Origin of the sequence: Neobacillus sp. YX16 (genome assembly GCF_030123505.1) — a bacterium.
Classification (GTDB): Bacteria; Bacillota; Bacilli; order Bacillales; family Cytobacillaceae; genus Neobacillus.
On sequence record NZ_CP126115.1, the window covers coordinates 3539645 to 3562713 of the forward strand.

At 37.0% G+C, this 23069-nt stretch carries 21 protein-coding genes and 1 pseudogene; 7 read left to right on the forward strand and 15 right to left on the reverse strand.

The features are described 5' to 3' along the window. Positions 1-77 precede the first annotated feature (77 nt). The 6 genes and pseudogenes from QNH48_RS17205 to desA form a co-directional block, all read right to left on the reverse strand. Entirely contained in the window at positions 78-290 is a 213-nt protein-coding gene (locus QNH48_RS17205) for a GNAT family N-acetyltransferase (RefSeq protein WP_283951270.1), read from the reverse strand. 252 nt (positions 291-542) lie between these two features. Further along, a complete protein-coding gene (locus tag QNH48_RS17210; protein ID WP_283951271.1) occupies positions 543-1301 on the reverse strand; it encodes a cupredoxin domain-containing protein in 759 nt (252 codons plus the stop codon). Positions 1302-1432: 131 nt separating this feature from the next. Then, positions 1433-2153: pseudogene (locus QNH48_RS17215) on the reverse strand (urease accessory protein UreH domain-containing protein). Between the two features lie 480 nt (positions 2154-2633). Continuing rightward, a complete protein-coding gene (gene ltrA, locus QNH48_RS17220; RefSeq protein ID WP_283955694.1) occupies positions 2634-3893 on the reverse strand; it encodes a group II intron reverse transcriptase/maturase in 1260 nt (419 codons plus the stop codon). Positions 3894-4476: 583 nt separating this feature from the next. Then, a complete protein-coding gene (locus QNH48_RS17225; RefSeq protein ID WP_283951272.1) occupies positions 4477-4986 on the reverse strand; it encodes a response regulator in 510 nt (169 codons plus the stop codon). An 81-nt stretch (positions 4987-5067) separates the two neighbouring features. Beyond that, on the reverse strand, positions 5068-6102 hold the full coding sequence (gene desA / locus QNH48_RS17230) for a Delta(5) desaturase DesA (protein WP_283951273.1): 1035 nt from the start codon (positions 6100-6102) through the stop codon (positions 5068-5070). A gap of 224 nt (positions 6103-6326) precedes the next feature. Between desA and QNH48_RS17235 the strand changes: the two genes are divergently transcribed. The 3 genes from QNH48_RS17235 (at position 6327) to QNH48_RS17245 (ending at position 9826) form a co-directional block, all read left to right on the forward strand. Then, positions 6327-6722: a hypothetical protein gene (locus tag QNH48_RS17235; protein ID WP_283951274.1), complete on the forward strand. Its 396-nt coding sequence runs from the start codon at positions 6327-6329 to the stop codon at positions 6720-6722. Positions 6723-6793: 71 nt separating this feature from the next. Then, positions 6794-8125: an NAD(P)/FAD-dependent oxidoreductase gene (locus tag QNH48_RS17240; protein ID WP_283951275.1), complete on the forward strand. Its 1332-nt coding sequence runs from the start codon at positions 6794-6796 to the stop codon at positions 8123-8125. A gap of 225 nt (positions 8126-8350) precedes the next feature. Next, positions 8351-9826, forward strand: coding sequence for an alanine/glycine:cation symporter family protein (locus QNH48_RS17245; protein ID WP_283951276.1), 1476 nt, complete (start codon positions 8351-8353; stop codon positions 9824-9826). 67 nt (positions 9827-9893) lie between these two features. On the opposite strand, the gene QNH48_RS17250 is transcribed toward QNH48_RS17245, so the two are convergent. Beyond that, the gene (locus QNH48_RS17250) at positions 9894-11120 is read right to left on the reverse strand and encodes an MFS transporter (RefSeq protein ID WP_283955805.1); all 1227 of its coding nucleotides are present in this window, start codon (positions 11118-11120) and stop codon (positions 9894-9896) included. Positions 11121-11908: 788 nt separating this feature from the next. After that, the gene (locus tag QNH48_RS17255) at positions 11909-12826 is read right to left on the reverse strand and encodes a ketopantoate reductase family protein (protein ID WP_283951277.1); all 918 of its coding nucleotides are present in this window, start codon (positions 12824-12826) and stop codon (positions 11909-11911) included. Positions 12827-12951: 125 nt separating this feature from the next. On the opposite strand from QNH48_RS17255, the gene QNH48_RS17260 reads away from it, so the two are divergent. Then, positions 12952-13767: a S1C family serine protease gene (locus QNH48_RS17260; RefSeq protein WP_283951278.1), complete on the forward strand. Its 816-nt coding sequence runs from the start codon at positions 12952-12954 to the stop codon at positions 13765-13767. A 98-nt stretch (positions 13768-13865) separates the two neighbouring features. Here QNH48_RS17260 and QNH48_RS17265 read toward each other — a convergent pair whose 3' ends face one another. The 5 genes from QNH48_RS17265 to QNH48_RS17285 all read right to left on the reverse strand — a co-directional run bounded on the left by QNH48_RS17265 (position 13866) and on the right by QNH48_RS17285 (position 18614). Then, positions 13866-15212 (reverse strand): multi antimicrobial extrusion protein MatE, encoded by a 1347-nt coding sequence (locus QNH48_RS17265; protein ID WP_283951279.1) that lies wholly within the window; start codon positions 15210-15212, stop codon positions 13866-13868. 163 nt (positions 15213-15375) lie between these two features. Continuing rightward, complete coding sequence (locus tag QNH48_RS17270; RefSeq protein WP_283951280.1) at positions 15376-16914, reverse strand: DUF4145 domain-containing protein; 1539 nt, start codon at positions 16912-16914, stop codon at positions 15376-15378. Positions 16915-17040: 126 nt separating this feature from the next. Beyond that, positions 17041-17517, reverse strand: coding sequence for an aminodeoxychorismate lyase (locus QNH48_RS17275; protein WP_283951281.1), 477 nt, complete (start codon positions 17515-17517; stop codon positions 17041-17043). Further along, positions 17507-17887, reverse strand: coding sequence for a hypothetical protein (locus QNH48_RS17280; RefSeq protein ID WP_283955806.1), 381 nt, complete (start codon positions 17885-17887; stop codon positions 17507-17509). The genes QNH48_RS17275 and QNH48_RS17280 overlap by 11 nt, the downstream gene beginning before the upstream one ends. 223 nt (positions 17888-18110) lie before the next feature. After that, positions 18111-18614, reverse strand: coding sequence for a DinB family protein (locus tag QNH48_RS17285; RefSeq protein ID WP_133367933.1), 504 nt, complete (start codon positions 18612-18614; stop codon positions 18111-18113). Between the two features lie 180 nt (positions 18615-18794). On the opposite strand from QNH48_RS17285, the gene QNH48_RS17290 reads away from it, so the two are divergent. The 3 genes from QNH48_RS17290 (at position 18795) to QNH48_RS17300 (ending at position 21181) form a co-directional block, all read left to right on the forward strand. Next, on the forward strand, positions 18795-19946 hold the full coding sequence (locus QNH48_RS17290) for an SLC13 family permease (RefSeq protein ID WP_283951282.1): 1152 nt from the start codon (positions 18795-18797) through the stop codon (positions 19944-19946). Between the two features lie 269 nt (positions 19947-20215). Next, the gene (locus QNH48_RS17295) at positions 20216-20494 is read left to right on the forward strand and encodes a hypothetical protein (RefSeq protein ID WP_133367931.1); all 279 of its coding nucleotides are present in this window, start codon (positions 20216-20218) and stop codon (positions 20492-20494) included. Between the two features lie 333 nt (positions 20495-20827). Further along, entirely contained in the window at positions 20828-21181 is a 354-nt protein-coding gene (locus tag QNH48_RS17300; RefSeq protein ID WP_283951284.1) for a c-type cytochrome, read from the forward strand. A 466-nt stretch (positions 21182-21647) separates the two neighbouring features. Here QNH48_RS17300 and QNH48_RS17305 read toward each other — a convergent pair whose 3' ends face one another. Together QNH48_RS17305 and QNH48_RS17310 are read right to left on the reverse strand one after the other, a co-directional pair. Further along, on the reverse strand, positions 21648-22148 hold the full coding sequence (locus tag QNH48_RS17305; protein ID WP_283951285.1) for a hypothetical protein: 501 nt from the start codon (positions 22146-22148) through the stop codon (positions 21648-21650). A 353-nt stretch (positions 22149-22501) separates the two neighbouring features. Continuing rightward, entirely contained in the window at positions 22502-22966 is a 465-nt protein-coding gene (locus tag QNH48_RS17310) for a glycine zipper domain-containing protein (RefSeq protein ID WP_283951286.1), read from the reverse strand. Positions 22967-23069 lie beyond the last annotated feature (103 nt).

A 23069-nucleotide genomic window follows, 5' to 3' on the forward strand; every position in this document is an offset into this window, starting at 1 on the left:
ATATGAGAGTAATTAGTATCATTTTTTTCGTTAAAACAAAAAGAAAAGTACCATTCCCACTGTTAATGATGCTTTTCTTATTGCATGCCACCAACTACTTCACCTTTATCCTCAGCAACAATTACCTTGTAGCGACCATTATGCTTTTCAAACCAATCCGTCATATAATCGTAATCTTTTATTTCTGTTTCTAAGGTAGCAATTCTATCCTCAATTCCTTGATTGTAAATATTTTGTATTGATTTTATGTCTCTTTCACTTGATTCTCTTATGAAATACTCTTCTAACATTTCTTGTCTCCTCACTTTTTGAGCACTGTCATTATCAGCTTTAATGTATTTGTCTATTAAATATTTTATATTGAAGCGATCCCTATCGATAAATATATGTAGTAACTTTACTTAAATAATATTACTACAGTATTAAGTATACTAGTATTAAGGTACATATTAGTTTTGCCAAATGCACTAGAATTTCCAAAAAACAAGGAGCCAGCAATTGGCTCCTTGTTAAGCGTTAAATCATTATTAAAAAGAAAAATTTTAATCTGTTACAGTAATTGTTCCTTTATACATCCCCATTCCGCATGCATAGTGGTAAGTTCCTGGTTTTAGGGATTTGATATTAACATAATTATTTGTATTTTCCTTCAATGTAACGTTAAACCCAAGTTCCTCCGATAGGACTATACCCGTACACCCTACTTCTTCTGTTTTAAAGTTGATTATAGCTGGTGTTCCTGCTTTCAATACAATATCATTTGGAGTGTATTCAGTTGGTTTAACCAGAACTTCATGAATCTGGCTGCTTGTTGGTGTGAATTTGATATCATTAGGTTCAGCTGATACCTGTTCACTATTATTTTGAAATAAAGTACCTTTTCCCATCAAAAGGATTCCCATAAATGCTAGAAGAGCAATTAAAATAAATGGATTTGCTATTAACGGTTTTCTATTATTGGATTCATTTTTCTCAGTTTTTGTTTCTTCATCAATTAGTCGAATGAGTAAAACTAAAACCAATACATACACAATATCAATAAAATAAATCATCACTTCAATGGACTTTGGTTGTAACATAACACCTAACATGGACCCCATCATTCCACCCATTATGCCCGCCGTTAATCCATCGATAGAAGCCATAAGAGATACAGGTCTGCCAGTCATATATCCCACAACCAAACCGATTGAAACGGATACTATAGTGGGTATGGTTAGATCTTTATCCTGTATAAAGGTGCCTAGAATGGCTCCCAGTGAAATACTTGCCATCATGGCATTTGTCATAGCTATCATCATGCCAGCCATGCATGTAAGCCTTTGTTTATTTCGGTATGTGTAATATATAACGTAAGTGGTCAAAAGCACAATCAATGAAATACTGGTATATAGTAACATTCTGTTTCCTCACTTCACTATTTAAAAAGTTGTTAAGACCAATAGGTGATAGTATCCAAGATTCCAAGCAGTATCATAACTACCCCAACTATTCGTTGAACAATCAGTCCAAAACTTCTCCCTTTTTTTATCAGAACTCCACCCATTTCTAAATACCAGATAAGCAAAATAGATAAAGAAAGTGGGATTGCCGTCCCAATTGCAAATAAAGGCGGGAGAACATATCCGTATGAGCTGGACAATGCCATAGGCATTAAGGTGGCGAAAAATAATATGAACATTGTGGGACAGAATGCTAGGGATAAACCAAAACCTAAAAAGAATGAGCCAAGTGGTATGTGGTGATTACCTGCATTTAAAGGCTTTATTAATTCAATAGTCCATTTGAATTTAATAAACCCCAACATAAATAACCCGATTAAAATTAACATTGGGCCTACAATCTTTCTAAGCCATGGAAAATAAAATGTAAGATTTTGATTAATTTCATTTCCTAGCAGCCAAATCAACAGAAAAGGCAACAATTTTGCCAAGTATAAAGCTAAGTATGTTCTTCCACCTAATTTCCCTTTGTAGGGAATGGTTACCGTAAAGCATTATGGCACTAATATTTCCAGTAAACTGACAAGGAGCAAGAGGTCCTACTAGACCTAATGTAAATGCAAATAAGATAGGCAATGTTTCCAAACTATACGCTACATTTAGAAACGGTCTGCTTAACCACACACTGATTTCGTTAAAAAAACTATACAAACTAATCACCTATTCATTCATCTTCATACAATTATATACCTTAAAACGAAATTTTGAAGATATAATAATTTGATATATTGTAAAAATAAATTTTGTCAAAAGAAAACAGCCCTTTTACGGCTGCTTAATAGTTTTATTGGTTATTTACGCAATAAACAATTATTTAATATTTGCTTTAGGAAATGGGATAATCTTCTGGTATTCTATACCCTGTCCCGTTCTAATACATTTGACAGTTTCTTATTTTGTTTCTTCAAATGGCATCTTAAATATTATTGAACAAACTAAAAAACACATCATTTATTTGTAACGGGTTCCTTTTTAGGAGAGAAAAATGCTGAATAAAACATTAAATAACGATATAAATAACATCTAATTTAGCATAAAAATCGATTTAATAATATCAATCGAGTAGGAGGGGGTGACTAACCCCCGACCTCTCACACCACCGTACGTACCGTTCGGTATACGGCGGTTCTATTAAGATTGACGTAAAGTTTCATAACGGTTATATAGACTTTTCAACCCTCGTTGACTCCAATATGAGTTATCGAGGGTTTTGTGTAATATTGGGCTACAGGCGATTCTCCAGTATTTCTTTCTGGAGTTGCCCCATTCGTGCGCCTTGTAACCAGGGACGCCTAAACCAATCAGTTTTCTAACTCTAGTTTTAGATTTCTTCCACTGTTTCCATTCGCACATTCTTAGCCTTCTTCTTATCCATTCATCAAATTCTTTGAATTTGCTTGGAGTGTCCGCTAAAGCGAAGTACCCGCACCATCCTGTAAGATAGCGGTTTAACATTTCAATTCTTACCTCAAGTGGGATAGGTTTTGACCGAGAGGTAATTTCTCGAATCTTCGTCTTAAAGCGTTTAATGCTTTGTTTCGCTATTCGCACCTTCGGTTCTTTATTAAATGTGAAACTGAAACCAAGAAATTTCCGTTTCCACGGACGGTCGATTGCCGACTTATCCCTGTTTACCTTCAATTTTAGTTTCTGCTCAATAATCGTCGTAATGGATTCCATCACACGTTCCCCTGCTTTTAATGACTTAACATAAATGTTGCAGTCATCCGCATAACGGACAAACTTATGCCCTCTGGCTTCCAATTCTTTATCTAATTTATCAAGAATTATGTTTGAAAGTAGTGGACTGAGAGGTCCCCCTTGCGGAGTACCTTCCTCCGTTGATTGTACGACCCCATTAAGCATTACACCTGATTGAAGGTATTTCCTGATTAGTTTGAGAAGAATGCGGTCTTCAATTCTCTTAGCGAGTATTCCCATCAGTATGTCATGATTAACCTTATCAAAGAATTTCTCTAAGTCCATATCAATTACCCAGCGGTAACCTTCTTTGATATAACCCTTTGCCTTTCTTACCGCATTATGGGCGCTCCTGTTAGGTCGGAAACCATAGCTGTTTTCAGAAAATGTTGGATCAAAGATTGAGGTTAATACTTGGGCGATTGCCTGTTGGATGAAACGGTCTGTCACAGTCGGTATGCCTAAAAGCCTTATCCCTCCGCCTGGTTTCGGGATTCCGACACGGCGAACAGGAGAAGGTTGATAGTTACCTGTTCTCAAAGTTTCCCGAAGGGAATCCCAGTTTTCATAGAGATGTCGTCGTAGGAATTTTACGGACATTCCATCTATGCCGTGACTTCCTTTGTTCTGCTCTACCCTTTTTAGGGCAGTTAAGAGATTTTCCCGTGATAGAATTAGTTCCATTAACATGATGTTATCCTTTCTACGTGAATGAAGGTTCTGTTTATGCCGACTTTTGCTCCACCCTCCTAGAGTCCCCAACGGATTCACCGCTTCCTCCTTTAGGTAGGTCCTTTCGGATTGTCTGTGTTCAATGCAATCACCGAATGTGCAGACTTCATTCTTTCTTAATAGTTCAGTCCTTCCCATTCTTTCTCGAGTAAGAATGGTACTATGACTTCTGCTGACTTCTGATTGTTCAGCTATCCATTGCTAGATAGTTTACCAAGTGTACTTGGCTTATCAATCAGATCTCCCCGGGTAAGAGTACAGTCTTTCCCTCCATCTATCTGCTTCATTTACTCTGTACCACCTTCGGCAGTAAGGACTTTGTTTTGTGTTGCAAACTCATCCAATGATACCTAGCCTTATATGAAGTTCGTGTTCCTCAGACCGGAGGTTTGCCGCTCGCTTCCTTCAGATTCCGCGTCACCGCGGACACCCTTGCGTTAGGCTAACCATTACTACTGCCTTCATGGTTCGGGACTTTCACCCTAGAGACTGCACCCATGCCGGGCGCACAACATAAAAAGCATCCATTGTGGATGCTTTTTCAGCCTGTCGGCAACTTTATTTTATCCATAATAGATGTTAGATAGTTTTTGACAGATCCTTTATTGATACTTTGAGAAGATTTCTGGGAGAGCGGATCAGCATTTGCATCACTGATATCCTCATCCATGAGTTCTTTAGAATAAATTCGCTTACCATCCATAATGCTCCGAATAGAAGAGGCTAACTCCTCACTCGGATTGTCCTTAAGTAAATATCCTCTCACATCCGCTTTCAATGCACGTTCAAAATATCCTGGTCTCGCAAAGGTTGTTAGAATAATCACTTTACAGCCATCGAGCTGTAAAAACTCTGCAGCCTCTAGTCCACTTTTTTCAGGCATTTCTATATCCATAATACACACGTCCGGCTGTAATTGGTTCACAAGCACTATAGCCTCTTCCCCATTGACTGCAGTACCAACAACTTCGATATCATCTTCAAGATTCAGCAGATTGCCCATGGCCTCTAACAGCAGTTCCTGATCCTCTGCGATAACAATTCGAATCATTTTCCTATCTCTCCTTATCAGGCTGCTGCTACAAATCATGCAGAGACTCCCCAAAAGGAGAGTCTGCCAAGTTGTGTGACATTACAATTCTGGTTTTGCTTGAACAGAAATACGTTTTTTAGCTAAAGCTTTAACGTCTTTAAAAGCAACGAAGTTTTTCGCTTTTTCATCCCATAAACGGAAACGAAGCGACTTTAAGCTTGTTGCAAGTGAAATCGTTGGTACGTTTTGTAATGGAGTCGTTTCATTATGAGCCTCTTCTAGTTTATAATTAGGAACCCTTGGGCTTAAGTGGTGAACATGGTGGAAACCAATATTACCAGTTAAAAATTGCAGAAGTTTTGGAAGCTTGTAAAAAGAACTTCCTTCTACTGCTGCCTTAACATATTCCCAGTCTTTGTCTTCTTCAAAGTAAGAATCCTCAAAAGTATGCTGCACATAAAATAACCAAATACCTGCTGAACCAGAAATCATGAAAATTGTACCTTGTACGAGTAGAAATGACTGCCAGCCAATTGCCCAGCAAAGTAATGCAATCAAAGCAACTAGAATCACGTTTGTTAAATAAGTATTCATACGTTCTTTCTTTCGAGCACCTTTTCTGTTGAAACGATTCTTAAGCATGAATACATAGATTGGTCCTAACCCAAACATAACTATTGGATTGCGATAAAAACGATACGCTATACGTAATTTAAGCGGAGCTGCCAAATATTCATCTACTGTTAGTGTCCATATATCCCCTGTGCCACGCTTATCTAAGTTACCACTCGTTGCGTGGTGGACGGAATGTTCATGTCCCCACTGATCAAATGGGAATAATGTTAAAACTCCCATCGCCGTACCAACTGCTCGATTTGCAGTTCTGTTTTTAAAAAATGAATGATGGGTACAATCGTGGAATATGATAAAAATTCGTACTAAGAATCCTGCTGCAAGCACAATTGGTACTAATGCTAACCAATAGGAAACGGCTAAGCTTTGATATGCAAGGAACCAAAATAAGATAAACGGTCCAACCGTGTTAATGATTTGCCATACACTTTCTTTTGTTGTTGATTTTTCAAAAGGAGCAACTTGTTTTCGTAAACTTTTTGTATTTTCTTGTACAGACATTTTTTTAATTCCCTTCGGTTTGTGTCGTTAAACCAAGTATAGGGAAATAAAATCATTACAGTAAGTACCAGGTGTCATGTGCAGAGTATGACAAATGTCACATACAGGTTGTCTCTTGCCCCAAAAATTCAAATCTGTGCTATAATAAAATAATAATGTTTTAATCAACTAACGCAGTGGTGTGAGGAATTAGACTACTGTTTAGAACAAAAGGGTGCTAATAAATGAAAAATCAAATTGATACAATTTATATTTTAGAAAATCCCGAAAAGAGTATTATTAAATTTGCAACTGGCTACCAGCTTAAGTATGATGACATCATAAAAGATGTTTTTGGGGTTGCCTGCCTCAATGATTTACAAATGATGATCCAGTTTAACAAGCCATTCCAGGATAGCATCTGTAACAGTAAAAGTATCAACTTAAAAGAGCTCTCCTTAAAACAAGTGATTCGGATTGCTTCGAGAAATGAACTCCTTCAATTAAGAGAACAATTGATGGAGCAGCTGGGAGATTTACCGATACCTTGTCCTTTTGATACAACCATTCAACTGCAAGAAGGTATTTTTCACTGGGATGAAACCAACTCTTTATACATTTCAGAAAAAATTGGTGCCTAAACTAAGTAACCTCTTGGGGTTGCTTTTTCTATTGGCCTTTTTATTAATTTTTATGGCAGGTGGTAACTTTCGTGTCTTCAAAAAATACTGCAATTATTATTGGCGGGGGGATTTCTGGAAAATTAGCAGCACGTGTATTATCAGATCATTATAAAGAAGTAATTATACTTGAGAGGGATCAAGTTCAAGTAAATCCTTCTCCAAGAAAAGGTGCCCCTCAAGGTGAGCATTTACATGCCCTGCTTCATGCAGGTGAGTCTGGCCTTGAGGAATTATTTCCAGGAATAACAGAGCACTTTTACCATAGCGGCGCTATTAAAATCAACTCAACCATTGATCTCGCTTGGTTTCACCATGGTGGTTGGAAGATTCGTTATGAAGGCGGCTACAGTACCACACTACAGACGCGACCGCATTTAGAATGGCATATTGACCAATATATCAAAAGAATTCCTAATGTTGCATTTTATTTCAATCAAGTAGTACAGGATTTGTTATATAATGAGGAACAAAATCAAATTATCGGTGTTCAACTAAAAGATGAATCAATCTTGGCTGACCTAGTGGTGGACGCCAGTGGAGTTAGCAGTCTAACGTCAAGTTGGTTAAACAAAAGAGAGACTCTGGTTCATGATGAAAAAATAGAAATCAACCTGAGTTATATTAGTAAACAATATAAACTAGCTGATCATCAAGATAGAGACTGGAAGATTAAGATGGTGTATCCTAACCCTCCCCATCAAAAAATGGGTGGAACCATCTCAAAGGTAGAAGGAAATCGTTATATAGTCACATTGATGGGATACCATCATTCTTTTAATGAAAATGAAGTTTTGAAAAGTGATAAAGGCTTTATTGAACTAGCAAAAAAACTGCCAAAATTAGATATTTATCAGGAAATAGCAAATGGTATGCCACTAACCAAAACATCTATTTATCGAATCCCAAAAATAGTTTGGAGACGATATGATAAATTAAAGAATTTACCGAATGGTTTACTCCTAATAGGTGATACAATCTGCAGAATTGACCCCGTTTTTGGCCAAGGAATGAGTATTGCTATTTTAGAGGCTCTTGAACTCCAAAAGCTGTTACAGAAACATAAAGATGAATTACCTCTCGTTCCAGCGGAATTTCACAAAAAGGCCGCGAAAATCATTTCTCCGATTTGGAATATGGTTATTACAGAAGACTTCCGGTATCCTGCTACCAACGGGAAAAGGCCATTTGGTCTTTTTATACAGCAATGGTACGCAAGAAAAATCTTTCTTTTATCATCGCAAAATAAAGAAGTCTATGACGCTTTTGTCAAAGTGATGAACCTTGTTCGACCGATTTCATCCTTGATGACACCGAGAATCATCAAAAGTGTCCTGTTTCATGCATTATTAAAGAGACCATAACCTATTAGGTACCACATTAATGGACAAGCTTCGTAAAATGAAGTTTGTCCTTTTTTGTTTTACATACTTTTTATATATTTTTTATATTACTAAAGTCACAATATAGGGAATTTATAGAATATTCTATTGAAATATCAACCTATATTATTTTATACTTTTAATGTCATCTTGTTATACAACATTTGAAATTGTAATCAATTAATACATAACACAAGGAGGTATTCTATGTTTGAACAACTCGTTACCAGCATTAACGGTTATTTATGGAGTGCGCCGCTCATCATCTTTATTTGTGCAGTTGGATTGTACTTTAGTGTACGGACAAGATTTCTGCAGATTCGTCATGTAAAGGAAATGGTTCGTCTACTATTTTCTGGCAAAAGCTCCAATGAGGGTGTCTCTTCCTTTCAAGCATTGGCAATGTCTTTATCAGGTCGTATTGGTGTCGGGAATATCGCCGGAACCGCAACGGGGATTGCCTTCGGAGGGCCAGGAGCTGTATTTTGGATGTGGATAATCACCTTTATCGGTGCAGCATCTGCATTTGTTGAGTCTACCCTTGCCCAAATCTATAAAGAAAAGCAAGATGGAGAGTATCGAGGCGGTCCTGCCTTCTATATTGAAAAGGGACTTGGGTGGAAATGGTTTGCCGTGATTTTTGCCGTTGCGACACTCCTCGCAATGGCTGTACTCATGCCAGGTATTCAGGCGAATGCAATTGCTGAGGGTGTTAGCAATGCTTTTGGAATTGAAAGTTCCATTACTGGTTTAGTAGTAGTCTTACTTATGGGACTTATTATTTTTGGCGGCGTTAAGCGGATCGCGAGAGTTGCGGAATTTCTCGTGCCTTTTATGGCGGCCGGATATTTACTTGTCGCCATAGCAATTATTGCGGTGAATTTCGATAGAATTCCAGAAGTATTTACTCTGATTTTTAAAAGTGCATTTGGCGCTGAGGGAATGTTCGGTGGTATTCTAGGTTCAACCATTATGTGGGGTGTAAAACGTGGTCTATATGCGAATGAAGCAGGACAAGGAACAGGTGCTCACCCTGCAGCCGCCGCAGAAGTATCACACCCAGCAAAACAAGGATTAGTACAAGCATTCTCCATTTATCTAGATGTGTTCTTAATCGTTACAGCGACTGCTTTTATGATTTTATTTACAAATTCGTACAATACCGTAAATGAAAAAACGGGTGAAGTCTTAGTGGAAAATCTGAAAGGCGTTGAAAGTGGTCCTGCTTACACTCAGGCAGCCGTTGATACAATTATTCCAGGGTTCGGATCAGGATTTATTGCGTTGGCATTATTCTGCTTTGCCTTCACGACGATTTTTGCTTATTACTATATTGCAGAAACCAATCTTGCTTATCTAGTTAAAGGCAAACATAGAAAATCAGCTATGACCATATTAAAAATTGTTCTCTTAGGTTCCACTTTCTATGGATCAATAAAGACGGCAGGGACAGCTTGGGCAATGGGTGATATCGGACTTGGAATCATGGTATGGTTGAATTTAATTGCTATACTTTTATTATTCAAACCAGCGAATATTGCTCTAAAGGATTATGAAGCCCAGCTGAAGCAAGGCCTGGACCCTAAATTTAATTCTACAAAATTAGGTATTAAGAATGCAGAATTCTGGGCTGACGGTTATCAAACAGATAAAAAAGATGAAAGAAAACGTGCTGCAAACTAATAATTTATAGAATCTATCGCAAAAAGCCGTTTTCTTTTTAAAAGAAAACGGCTTTTTGTATTTCCTTCTAATTTGTGCTTTCTTTTACTAATGGTTTACCAGCTTCAAGTAGAACCTTACTGCCAACCAAGAAGAATCCTTGGATAAACATTAGAATTCCAGTCCCAATCAGCAGCCATTCTATGTCGATAATGTCTGAGATTGGTCCAAATATGAGCATTCCTAGTGGCATCATGGAGGTTGAAATCATTCCTAGTACACCAAAGACTCTTCCTAAATAATCTCCCTCCACTTTTTCTTGTAACAGTACAGTGGATGGTGTGTTAAAGATTGGCATCGCCACACCTACGAATCCCATGAACACGATATAAATCCAAAAGTTAGGGATAATGCCTAGCGCAAACGTACAGGCACCCATTACTAGGGCAGCTAATGTCATCGTATGAATCTTGTTTTTAAAGCCACCCCACGATGCCATAAGCACACCACCTAGCATCATTCCAATTGAAAAGGTAATTTCGATGGCAGTTAATCGCCATACATCGTCACCGAAGCTGCGTGTGACCTGAAGTGGAGTTAGAAAAGCGACCGGTGCAGCTAATACAAAGAAAAACGCAAAGAACGCAAAAAACTTTTTAACAAAAGCGTGGTTTTGAATATAGATAAAGCCTTGTTTTAAGTCGCTGAAATAACTGGTCGTTTGCTTTTCTGCAGCTTTTGCATGGATTGGAATATGCAAAAAAGTGAGTAAGATAAAAACAGCGATTGCTGCAGTGATTACATCTATAAAGAAGATTGCTTCCATTGAAGCCATTGTCAGCAATGCCGCACTGACCATAGGCGCTACAAGCATGATTAGCGCCTGTATACTCCCATTTGTTCCGTTCACCTTTGTCAGTTTATCCTCTGGTACAAGCTGAGGAAGAATAGCCCCAACCGCTGGACCTTGAATTCCAGTTCCTATCGCCCGGATGGCTGACATAAGAAATAATAACCAAAGTGCCTCGTACCCCATTAAAAACAAGATGGCTAAAATTAAAGTTGAAATGGCTATCAAAGAATCTGATAGGATAATCAGTATTTTTCTGTTGTAGCGATCTGCCCATACTCCTGCAAATGGAGAAAGAAAAAAGGTTGGGACAAAGCCGCAGATGATGGAAATCGTCATCATCACACCCGACTGAGTGTTCAAGGTGATATACCACATAATTGCATACTGAACCAACGCTGATCCAAAAAGCGATATAGTTTGACTCCCTAAAAAGAGAATCGTATTCCTCTTCCAATTATTCATTTCTTGTTTTGGTGTTTCCATAGAATACACGTCCTATAAATTATTTTTATTTGTCTAGTATCGGTCAAGGACATTTTTAATAGAAACTGAAATTACATCTAAAAAAAGACAGCAAAAAAGAGGGCAGAATCGTCCCCTCTTGTTTTACATCACCGTAAAATAAAGGTTTCCCTAAAAATAGACAGACCACTCCCGTCACTCTGCAAAAAGCAAAGTCCTTGAACCTATTCAATTAACAGTTCAAAGCAGGAAATCGTAGTCTCATAGACGCAGTCAAAGGGAAAACCTCCATTTCTTATAAGTTAAATTTAGTTTAGCATATCCGTTAACTAATATCAAAGAGGTTACTTTTTCAATTGGCTATGTTAAATTGGTCTGTTGATTTGTGCTCCACTAAGGAAAGCTTCTTTGAATAATCACCGCAGTGACAGGCTGTCTCTGCCTGTCACGAGGCGCTTCGCTTTCCGCAGGCGGTTCGGGGAAGCCTGTCTAGCTGCAGCGCCTAGCCCCTCGAGTCGCTTCGGTCCCAACGATGAAGTCAAAGAACGACTTCATCGTCAGGCCCTCCAGCGCTTGTCGGGGCTGTACAAGGCGCTTCCGCTTTTCCTACTCCTCGGCGCTAAGTGATAAGCGGGGTCTCCCCTGTCCCGTCCTCCTGCAGGACACTGATTTTTACATCCTCGAATCCGCCCACGCACGAAGAAAATGCGATAGCATTTTCGAGGAGTCTCGCGCCTTCCGCACAAATCAACAAGGTGCCAAAATCAGTAATTACATACCCCTGCCTTTCAATAGGTACTTTCAATGGATTTAATGGTGTCATATAGTTTTTTATTTACAGGGGTTGGTACTCGATGTTTTTCACCCATCTCCAATACTGCTCCTGCAAACAAAGATACTTCACTATAACGCCGCGCTTCCAAATCCTGCGCCATTGAAGGTTTCCCTTCTGGGCTTAGTACAGCTAATACGCTTAACCAATAATTCAGGTCTGCCTCCGTTAGATTGACTCCCTCATATTCAGATAAGGTAATTACCTCTCTCATTGCAGCAATCAAAGTCTCCCGCGCTTCGCCTTCACGTTGAACTTCACCATAATTGCTCTTATAAACAGCAACGGTTTGATTGACTCCAACATTCAGCATAAATTTTCCCCATAGCCGATTATTCATATTGGTGTCAACCTCATATGGCAAATCAATTTTATCAAAAAAAGCCGCAACACTCTTAACCTTGTCAGAAATCCCACCCGACTTTTGATCACCAAAGCAAAGCATTCCCATATGGTCATATGTAAGTTTATTTCCTACCTTTACCGCATCCATTCCTTGGGCCACGCTATAAAGAACTTTATCCAATCCATATACTTGGCCAATAATCCCCTCACTTGTAATGCCATTTAAAGCGGATAGTATGATAGTGTCCTTTCCCACATGATGTTGAACAGCCTGTATAGCATCATATAACCCTTCGTATTTCACTGTGAAAATCAGTAAATCCGCTGGTTCACAGGGCTCTTCAGGTGTTACATAGTGGAAGTCGCAAAGTTCACCATTACAATAAACATGTTCTTCTTTATATTTATCGATACGCTTACGGTCTGCAATAATTCTTACATCTTCCTTAGGCATTCTCTTGGCTAAATGGTTCCCAAATAATATCCCTAAAGCTCCTAATCCAATAATAGATACTTTTTTTATTTCCATTTGTTAAGTCCTCTCCGCTTTTTATTTAAATTTTATCATGAAGTTTTGGTTGATTAATAATGATTAGTTTTTCGTTCATCATTGATATAATAGAGATATAGAAAATTCGTAATGAGGGATAAAACGTGAATAACGAAAATAACGGCCCAAAACAAACAGAAGACGAAATCGACTGGGAGACCTTTTTTAATCCGGAAGATAAGCAGGAATGGGAAAAAGAGAAGCTTCAAAAGAAAAAGCAGAAAAAGTTTATGGTTAAAATCATTAGTTCTCTGCTTGTGGTCGCGCTTCTGATAAGTGGATTAGAGGTTTGGATTAACGTATTCAATCTACCGGCCATCAACTTTGTGAAAGTGTCAAACAGATTATCAAAAGAGCCTGATGTAAAAGAGTATAAGAAATCCGTTGTGACAATCGAATGGGATGGAACAAAAGGAACGGGTTTTACAGTCACAGCTGATGGATTAATTGTTACCAATGAACACGTTGTCGAGCGCACAAATAGAGTAAATGTCCATTTCAAATCTGGAGATTCATATGTTGGCAAAGTAATCGCGAAACACCCACATCTGGATGTTGCGATTATTGATATCGAAGCTGATAACCTGCCTTACCTCCAGTTATCTACCGAAAAAGAATGGGAAAGATGGACAGATGAGAAAATCATCTTTATCGGAAATCCGTTAGCTTTTACCCAAATAGCCAATGAAGGTAAAATCATAGGAAAAGCTCACTTAACCGACTGGGATGTTCCGGTTATGATGATTGAAGCCCCTATTTATAAGGGGAATAGCGGAAGCCCAATACTTAATCAAAATGGTGAAGTCGTTGGAGTGATTTTTGCCACCTTGCAAAATCCTCAAATAGAATCCAAAGAAATTGTTGGCGTCGCCATCCCCTCATACCACATAAAGGAAATCGTAAATCAGTTATCAGAATAATAAATAGACCTCATGATGTGTTAATGAGGTCTACACTCTTTCCATATCCACTTATAAATTAAATCTATTTGGGAGGTTCCTTTTAAAAATGTCAAAGACTACCGATTCCTTCCTGCTCTAGAAAAAATCTTTATTTGAAACCTATTATATTTACCTTCTTTGCGTTCTATGGCGTGGACGAAGCTGCTTACGACGATTAACTCCGCTAAAAATCCAAGTGAAAGTGCTATCGCGCCAATTGACCCATTCCATTGTGAGACAAAATTAACGCCAATGATTAACGCAATCACTGTAACGACAAAATTGGCAGACTGAGAAAAAATCGTTACTTTTGTTTGCTTATATACCATTAGTAAACCATTAAAGAAATCTACAAACGGAAACACAAGGGCCATTAACATTGTAACTTGGAGCACTTGTAAACTTGCATCCAATAGTCTCCCGTTCACCCCAATCACATGCTCTAAAAATAGTCCTCCTAGCGGGGTAAATGATAATATCCCCACCAATATAAAAGGGACAAAACCAACTACTAGCAAAAACTTTTTCACAATGGCGTTATGATCTCCATAAAAATTGATGACAATTTGATGGATATAGGTGAAAAAACTTAAAATCAATTGGGTCACACTCATGGCGATAGCGTAACTCGCAATGGCGAGCTCAATATTATCTGTTTTCCCTAAAGAAATATTAATAGCTGGTCCAATCATAACGACGATAACAGAAGAAAACATAAGTGGGCTATAAAATTTAAAAATAGTTCTCTTTGACTCTATTTGTTGTTCGTGTTTCTCAGGCATTTTCCGAATTAACTTCCTAGCTTCAATGAAACTGATGATACATTCAATGATCATCCCTAATAAAAAGATAATCGCACCTGATTTTCCTGTTATTTGACCACTCTGAATAAAATATAAGGACAACAAATACATCGCAGCAAGCCTTATGACCATACCAATCGTTAACCATTTCGTTTGTCGGTTATAGATAATAATTCCCTGGGCTAAACAACGGAGTGCAGAAAATATTGTAACAAAGATTAGGACTTGGTAAATGCTCTTAATATCGTCCACCATATTCGCTTTAGCACCGAAAATTTTCGCAAAAATAAAATCTCCTACAGGTGTATAGGCAACTGAAATGGCCACCAACATTAAACTAATGATGAGATAAAAAGCAAAATGGGACATTAATTTATACGAATCTCTATCTCTCACCAATGAAGAACAAGTTTGTCGAAGCAAATTTCCCAGCCGTTCCGTAATGACAAACAGACTCATTGCAATCGCATAGCCTGCCAAAATAAATTCTGAATTATCTGCTCTTACTAATGTACTGTTGATAATAATATGAGATATCGTAACAAGACTGGCAGACAATCCTAAAGGAATAAAGAATATAAACAAGGATTTCATACTCAGGTTTTCATCTATCTTTTTCATTTTCTCCAACACACCTTTTAGTTAGAATATCTTCCTAAACTTATTTCGATACTCTAAATTTATTCCAATTTATTATAACTCTTCTGGTTTCATGGGGATACTTAATTTTTAGAAAAATAAAAAAACACCGACATTTACTCGTAGAATGCCGGTGTTAAAAAAATCAATTGTCACTTTCGAGTAATGGAATTTTCACCTCAACTCCTAAACGTGTAAGAAGTTTCGCTAGTGTTTCGAGTCCGGATTTAGGATTGATTTTGGTTTCAAGGTAATAGGTAGTCTCTGTTAGTTTAGATTGATAGGTATGCATTTGGGTAAATGGTCGCTTATCTTTATGTATGGGTTTAAGCGCTACAGCAAAGCGTTTACCATTGTCCGTTGCCCCAAGGACAACACCTTCTTCTACTAGTTGATGAAGAGGAAGATGGTGATCTTCAATCCAATTTAAACCTTCTTTCCAAAGTGCAGGTACACTTTCACCACGAATAACCGTGTTCCCTTTTCCAAGCTTTACATTGATATACAAGGATTCCCACTTTTTATAACTTGGCCGACTAGACTCCTCCACCTCTAGTGTTATGGTTTTTTCATTTACTTTTTTCTTTAACTGCTCAAATAGCTTTTCAACGGTTCCAATACCAACATTTTCGTATTTTGCAAGAATCACAAGTTCCTTTGGAAGCTGCCCCACACTTTCAATTTGATCCTCGTTTAATTGTCTTAATAAACTTGGAATCCCAGTGAATTCTACTGAGGTAAGCAGGACCTTTGAAAGTTCCTCCGTAACAACGATATGGTCAGCCTTGTAAAAGAAAAACAGTTCCCCTGAACGTTCGAGTGAAAGCTTCCTTCTGATTTTTTCTTCCTCAATATAGATCCTTAACTCCTCAAAGAGTATTTCATCATTCTTACCACTGTATCGTTTTACATGTTTGTGAAGACCATCCAAATTACTTGGGAGCTCACTCATAATCCGACCTTGTTGCTCTGCTCCTAGTCTTATTAGGAAAGTTTCGGATTTTTCAAATCTTTGCGGAAGTAAGAAGGCATCCCGAAGAAAGTATGGAACCTCTAGTTGTCTGCCATTATACGATAGCGTACGAATAGGCGTGATTCCTGGATTTACCTCTTTGCTTATTTCTGGAGGAGTTTCAACACTTACCGCGGTTTCCGCTAGTGCAGTCTCAGTGGTAAGTTTTTGAACAGAATTTGAAAGAAGCTCTTCAAGTGACTTGAGTCTTATTTCAAGCTCAGACATATCATATCCTTTTTCCATAATAGGAGATGGATCTTGATAATCTGGAACAGTAATATCTACTGGACCATACACCTCTACATACCATTTAACGATTTTGTATAATGCCTCCCATGATAGCAGTGCCTCAGAAAAACGGAACATTCTCGAATTATGGGCAGCTTGGTTTCCATTTTGGCGAATTAAATGCAATGCATCTTGAACTTCTTTCATTAAATAACCTTTATCACTTAGCATATCAAGTTGATCTTTTAAATTAGCACGAGGATCAGTAGGCAATTGTTCCACATTAATGACCTGCTGCAAAATATTTTCCACAAAGACACGAGCATGTGTCAGCATGGTTCTTGGGCTCGAAAAAATACTATTTTCTAATTCTCTTGCTACAAGGGCTAATTCTTTGGAGATAGGCTCCATAAATTGATAGAAATAGGATTGATGTTCCATATGATTGCTCCTTCGTACATAATAATAGATTAATTTTATCATATCGAAGCATTCTTGGAATATACTAGTAGATTCAACTATTAAGAAAAGCCGTCTCAAATTGAGAGCGGCTTAATTTTTGACTTATTAATTTGTAAAAATAGTCGCAATGATTTGGTCGTAGGACATGTCGCTATTAACTGTATATGAACCTGGTCTTAATGCGTTTTGCAGCCCTCTAGCTTCAATATCCTGAGTGAATTTGAAAGCGTCTGGAATTAATTTTGCTTGAAAGAGTGCGTTAGCGACATCGATACTAGTCATCCCATCAGCAACATTAACTAAGACTTGGGTTACAGCCTTTTCCTTTTTTTTAGAATCAGCTGGTTTTGTTTCAGTGCTCTTCGCAGCCTGTAAAGTCTTTTCAAGTTCTTCCTTTGTTTGTACGACATAACCTTCAGATTCCAGTTTATCCTTCATCTCTGGTGCAGTTAGCTGGACTTTTTCGGAAGATTTAGCTGATGCTTTTTGTGTGGTATTATCATCGGTGAAGTAAACAACACCACAAATCGTTGTAGTAATAAGTATTCCTGCTGCAAAGCTGCTCAATAAGTTAATTCGCATTGGCAACTAGTCCCCCTTCATCCTTTATTTTCAGATAAGGTGTTAGCAGCTGTTCAATTTCAGTTTCTGGTACTTCCTTTTTCTCGGCGATGCTTTCAATAGAGTAATTACGTCTATATAAGTCTATGACTTCACGCATAAAAAGCTTTTCGTCTGCAGAAAGATGAATCCCAGCTTCATTTATGACCACTTCTATATCAAGCTCGATATCACGGATTGAGTCTTGAATGCTATTGATTTCTTTCATAATAGATACATGTACTAAATCAATTTGCTTTTTCTCTACTTTGGAGTCACGATATGACTTAACTAATGAAAACCCTAGCAATATTGCGGAAATTAGAAACAATCCAAATAAAGTCCATTCCATCAAAATATTACCTCCTTGTTTTTAATAGAACAACACAAGAATCTATTATACATCCAAAATAAATAAATTTCGATTTTATTCTACAAAATACATCAAAAGTCTGAGGGATTTGTCAAAAATCGGAGAATAAGGAATTCAATTGTTATATTTTTTTGAGCTTTTGTTTAGACAAAGAAAAGCACCCAGAAACTGGGCGCTTACCTATAAAAAGACTATGTCATTCTTAGATAGTCGGTGCTTCCATTCCCATCAGGCTCCATTCTTCTCTTGAAGGACCATAAATTCCAGGAACCTGTATACCTGCTTGACGCATTAGCACTGTCATTTGCCCGCGATGATGAACAATATGCTTGATGAGCATATTAAGCATTGCGGCCCTTGGCAGTTCCATTCCAAATACGTTTTTCATTTCACTTAAAGTTTGATCTGTCCATTGTTCACCTATAGCCTTACTGGTGTTAGCACTAACATTTCTAAATGTCTCAGCAATCTCCCTAGCAGAGGTCGGAATATTGTTTTCGTCTTTTACCGCTTCAACGGTTACACCAAATTCCATGAGCATTCCTGGTGTACTTGAAACAATATGCCAAGCGATTGCACCTAATGTGCGGTCGTCTGCTGAAACTTTTTGTTGTAGCGACTCATCTGTTAAGGCATCTAACACCTTTTGAGTTGAAGCTGCTTCTTGATTCCATTCATCGATAAAATGTGAGATTGAAGTATACATTCTTTTTCCTCCATAACAATTTGTTTTTATGTACAGTAGCATAATATACCATTTCTACCCATTACACAAAATTTCTCACCTAGATTTCTTTTGATTCCCAAAAAGTACGCACCATGTTAGAATCATTACGTTGTAAATGTTGCTACAAATCTATCAAACACAGATTAACGGTGGTGTCGTGTGAAAGAGTCTGTATTAATTCAAAATAAAAGAAGACTTAAGCTTAATCTAAGCTTTCTAAAAAAGGACATAGTTTTTACCATTTCTCTTGTTTTAGCAATGGGAAGCTGTTTGTTTCAATCTCCTAAAATTGACTATCTTAATTTTCCTGTATTGATTAGTTTATTTAACCTTATGTTAGCCATCAAGGCTTTCGAGGAATTAAGAGTATTAGACAAATTCGCTATTTCGATAATAAATAAGTGCAATAATAGTAAATCGGTATCTGCCATTCTTATCTTGTTATGTTTTTTCAGCTCCATGCTTGTCACAAATGATGTGGCGTTACTAACATTCGTGCCACTGACCCTTGTTATTAGCAGGAAAACGAAAATGCCCATGTTAGATACCGTTATCCTTCAAACCATTGCTGCAAATATCGGCAGCAGTCTAACGCCCATGGGAAATCCGCAAAATTTGTTTATTTATACTTTTTATGGAATTAAACCGGTGCCCTTTTTCATGACGGTTCTTTCACTAGCTATTCTTGGTATTATCTCCCTATATTTCTTCATGCGAAGACTAGAAAGAAAAGAATTGAAGGTAGAAATGGCTCCGATCCAGATGACGGATTCAAAGAAAACATTAGCTTGGAGCGTGATTTTACTCATCATCCTCGCCTCCATTTTTGGTGTAATCCCTTCCGAGGCTGCATTTATTATTACATTAATGACTGCTGTGATTTTGAATCATCAACTTTTGTTTAAAATGGATTATTTGCTACTGTTAACCTTTATCTGTTTTTTCATTTTTGTAGGAAATATATCCAATACAAATGCCGTCCATACACTGGCAAATGCTAATTTGAAAGACTCTGCATCGATTTTTTTCAATTCTATTCTTTTAAGCCAATTTATTAGTAATGTCCCTGCTTCCATTCTTTTGGCAGAATTCACACCTAATTGGAAACCGTTATTATTGGGAGTAAATATCGGGGGATTAGGGACGATTATTGCTTCGATGGCAAGTGTGATTTCCTATAAATTGTATATTCAATCCTATCCACACGAAGGTAAAAAATATTTACTAAAGTTTAGCTTATACAACTTTTCTTTTTTAGCCTTTTTTACCTTGATTCCATACGTAATTTTTAAAATCCTAAAAATCTTCTAATTCCATTTATGGCAAAAGGAACAAGAAAGATTGCAGAAGAAATGGGTACTGATCATATTGATACGGTCGGTGAACAAAATGTCTTCAACGTAAACGAAGATACTAATTGTTTAATAATTTATCCACTATAAACCATTTGCTTTCCTTATTTTTAGGAATGCAAATGGTTTTTTATTTGTAAAAATTTACACAATCAGTTTTTCGACTAAAAACATCACATACGTACATAGTAAAAATATTCCCAATAAAATGATGCGAGGAGTAATCATATGAAAACCATATGGAAAATAACATTATTAACTATACTTTCAATAGGTTTATTATCAGGATGTAACTCTGCAGAAAAGAGAGATTCATTAAATCAAGAAAATGATGTAAATTTCCGTCCTGTTCGGAATGAACGTAAAACAAACGTAAATGAAAGTAACAATGATTATAAAAATCAAGAAAACAGACGTTTCTTACATGATGAAAGCCCTGAGCAAACAGATGATGAAATGGAAAAAGGCAACGATCTTGAATTTAATAAAAACAGAGGTGCGGAATAAACCTTTGAATGTAAGCCGTACTATGGCAGGAGGAAAAAAATGAGCAGTCATATAGAATCCGAATTATCATTGTTAAGTGAGCTCTTCTTATCAATCTTGTTAACAGCATGTGTAGCCATTTATTTATTCAAAACTTTTGAGACTTTTCCCTGGCTACCCTTTATTGGGATTCCCATAGGGTTAGCAATAATTGTAGCTTGTTGGGAGAGGAAAAAACACAGTTGGAATATGTTTATTACTGGGTTATTGCTAAGTAGCGTTGTCTGGTCTATCGCATTCAATTTGTCCTCTCTTCTAGAAATATTTCATTAAAAAACCTGTGGGGGATTTCACATGAAAAAACTATTGGCCACTTCTGGAATCAATATCCTATTAGCAGGATGTCTTGTATTTTTACTCTTTTATTACGAAGGACCTGAGCATGCTGCCAAAGCGGGCGGTAAAACAGCGGGTGGCGAAACCGCCTCTATTGAGAAAGCCGAAGAAATTGCAAGCACCTCCTGTATGACCTGTCATGGAGAAAATCTAAAAGGTGGAGCTGGTCCTGCTTTAGATAAAATTGGTTCAAAGTATGCCCAAAACGATATCGAAAACATTATTAAAAATGGGAAAGGCGCTATGCCTGGTGGCGTAATCACCCCAGATGAAGCAAAAATTGTTGCAGAATGGTTGGTACAGAAAAAGTAACATTATTTTTTTATTAACAAATCTCACCTCGTTAACATAACGGGTTCCGTTGTGAGGGAGAAAACATTAATTTAACAAATGAATAAACATTCTAATTATTAGTAAAATTGAATGAAAAAAGGCAACTGTACTGTCTGCCTTTTTTGAATAATGCCTTAATTGTTTGTTAAAACGAAATTTTACAGGTATCGTTCCAATTACACTCCGTTTTCTCCATTTAAGGGAACGATTCTCGAAGTATTGTTCCCTATAACCTCCTTTTCGCCTTTCAAGGGAACGATTCCTAACAAGAAATCTTTAAAGTTTTTTTATTTAGCCCTTCGATTCGTTTAGCAGAAAAATTAGAAAGTAGATTAACAAACCAATTTAATACCGACTAATATTTATTATCAACCATAAAAAATCTTAAGTTGTATAAATGTTGGTTAATGATGATTTTTTGATGGAATTATTTAATATAAGGATTTTACCAATCGGCACAGTACACCATATAGTGGGTATCAAAATTGAAATTTTTGAGGAGATTTTCAAGAATCGTTTTGGTCCTGTCTACTTCCCAGTAATAATAATCATCATAAGAGGTACTTCCGAAAAATGGACCTGTCCTTGTGGGTAATTCATTATGTGGTGTTTTTCGCTTTAATAAAACGTCTACGCATGAGGTATATAATTCCTGCAGGTTTTCCTTTGATACTTCATAGGAGCACATATCATCTTTTCCATTTTGGACAGTTTCAACAAACCAATGATGAATTTGATTTGCTTTTCGCCATGTAGCAATTTCAGTTCGAAGACACCGCCAGGAGAAATCTAATTCCTCAAAGTGCTTAATGTGATCCTTTATCTTCTCATAGATAGCGCCCTTTGCTGCTTCTAGCTCACTTAGATGGATGTCAGCTGAACGAATTTCAGTCAATTTCATTCCTTCAATCCTTGGAAAAGAATATAAATGCATATCAAGTCCCATTATTATCCTCCAAAAAATATAATTTTTAAATAGAAAATCTTCTAGTAAACTTGTATGATTTTTTTGATAAACACCTCCTATAAATAAAGAAAGATTTTAATTGGATAAACATGATAAAAAAAGGAAATGAGAATCAGCTTTTTAAAATACGTTGGAAATCAAAATGAAGATATTTAGAGGAGTAATTGAAGAGTACTGAATAATAACAGAAGTATAGCACTATAAGATTAGATCGGATATATAATAATTAATAATTCACAAAACTGTAAAACTTCAGAGCATAAACTATCCACCCATGGACAAAAAATAGCGCTTTGTCCAAGGGCGGTGTCAGCAGCACTTGAAGGAACTTTTTATATCGTTAGTCCCTTCTTCTTTGCGTTCTCATCTAATGCTACTCCAATAGCCACCCCAAAAATCATACCTAAAGGGAATCCCATGGCAAGATTATCTAAAAGGAGCAGTCCAAATACCAAACCTAAACTCATACCGATGGACATGTAAATTGCCAAATAGGTACCTTCTCTTACCAATTTATGTTCTTTTTGTAAATGCAAAATAATTTTAGTCACTCTCTGTTGATATTCCTTAAATTCTTGTTTTTCAAGATGACCGTGTTTATTCTTCAGTTCCTCAACTAGTCTACTTAACTCCAAAAGGTTGTCCCTACACTCTTCACAGTCCTCCGAAAAAGATTCCAATCTTTTTATGATACGTATTAATTGACTAATATTTAGCCTTTTACTGTTTTTATCCCCTATTTCACCAGATAATTCTTCAAGATCTTGGATGAGCCTATCAAATAATTTTTTATCCATTATTCTCGGCACTTCCTCTCTACTATTTCTTCTTTACTTAACAAAACATAAGCAGGTCTATGGAAATGAATAAATTCAAATTCACAAAACCACCCCCATATTA

What these genes read in the sequence shown, in the direction of transcription:
- QNH48_RS17205 (WP_283951270.1), bottom strand. Translation starts at nt 290, where the DNA reads ATGTTAGAAGAGTATTTCATAAGAGAATCAAGTGAAAGAGACATAAAA.
- QNH48_RS17280 (WP_283955806.1), bottom strand. Translation starts at nt 17,887, where the DNA reads ATGGAATGGACTTTATTTGGATTGTTTCTAATTTCCGCAATATTGCTA.
- QNH48_RS17300 (WP_283951284.1), top strand. Translation starts at nt 20,828, where the DNA reads ATGAAAAAACTATTGGCCACTTCTGGAATCAATATCCTATTAGCAGGA.
- QNH48_RS17310 (WP_283951286.1), bottom strand. Translation starts at nt 22,966, where the DNA reads ATGGATAAAAAATTATTTGATAGGCTCATCCAAGATCTTGAAGAATTA.
- QNH48_RS17255 (WP_283951277.1), bottom strand. Translation starts at nt 12,826, where the DNA reads ATGGAAATAAAAAAAGTATCTATTATTGGATTAGGAGCTTTAGGGATA.
- QNH48_RS17295 (WP_133367931.1), top strand. Translation starts at nt 20,216, where the DNA reads ATGAAAACCATATGGAAAATAACATTATTAACTATACTTTCAATAGGT.
- QNH48_RS17225 (WP_283951272.1), bottom strand. Translation starts at nt 4,986, where the DNA reads ATGATTCGAATTGTTATCGCAGAGGATCAGGAACTGCTGTTAGAGGCC.
- ltrA (WP_283955694.1), bottom strand. Translation starts at nt 3,893, where the DNA reads ATGTTAATGGAACTAATTCTATCACGGGAAAATCTCTTAACTGCCCTA.
- QNH48_RS17250 (WP_283955805.1), bottom strand. Translation starts at nt 11,120, where the DNA reads ATGAATAATTGGAAGAGGAATACGATTCTCTTTTTAGGGAGTCAAACT.
- QNH48_RS17270 (WP_283951280.1), bottom strand. Translation starts at nt 16,914, where the DNA reads ATGGAACATCAATCCTATTTCTATCAATTTATGGAGCCTATCTCCAAA.
- QNH48_RS17285 (WP_133367933.1), bottom strand. Translation starts at nt 18,614, where the DNA reads ATGTATACTTCAATCTCACATTTTATCGATGAATGGAATCAAGAAGCA.
- QNH48_RS17265 (WP_283951279.1), bottom strand. Translation starts at nt 15,212, where the DNA reads ATGAAAAAGATAGATGAAAACCTGAGTATGAAATCCTTGTTTATATTC.
- QNH48_RS17275 (WP_283951281.1), bottom strand. Translation starts at nt 17,517, where the DNA reads ATGCGAATTAACTTATTGAGCAGCTTTGCAGCAGGAATACTTATTACT.
- QNH48_RS17245 (WP_283951276.1), top strand. Translation starts at nt 8,351, where the DNA reads ATGTTTGAACAACTCGTTACCAGCATTAACGGTTATTTATGGAGTGCG.
- QNH48_RS17210 (WP_283951271.1), bottom strand. Translation starts at nt 1,301, where the DNA reads ATGATGATAGCTATGACAAATGCCATGATGGCAAGTATTTCACTGGGA.
- QNH48_RS17305 (WP_283951285.1), bottom strand. Translation starts at nt 22,148, where the DNA reads ATGGGACTTGATATGCATTTATATTCTTTTCCAAGGATTGAAGGAATG.
- QNH48_RS17235 (WP_283951274.1), top strand. Translation starts at nt 6,327, where the DNA reads ATGAAAAATCAAATTGATACAATTTATATTTTAGAAAATCCCGAAAAG.
- desA (WP_283951273.1), bottom strand. Translation starts at nt 6,102, where the DNA reads ATGTCTGTACAAGAAAATACAAAAAGTTTACGAAAACAAGTTGCTCCT.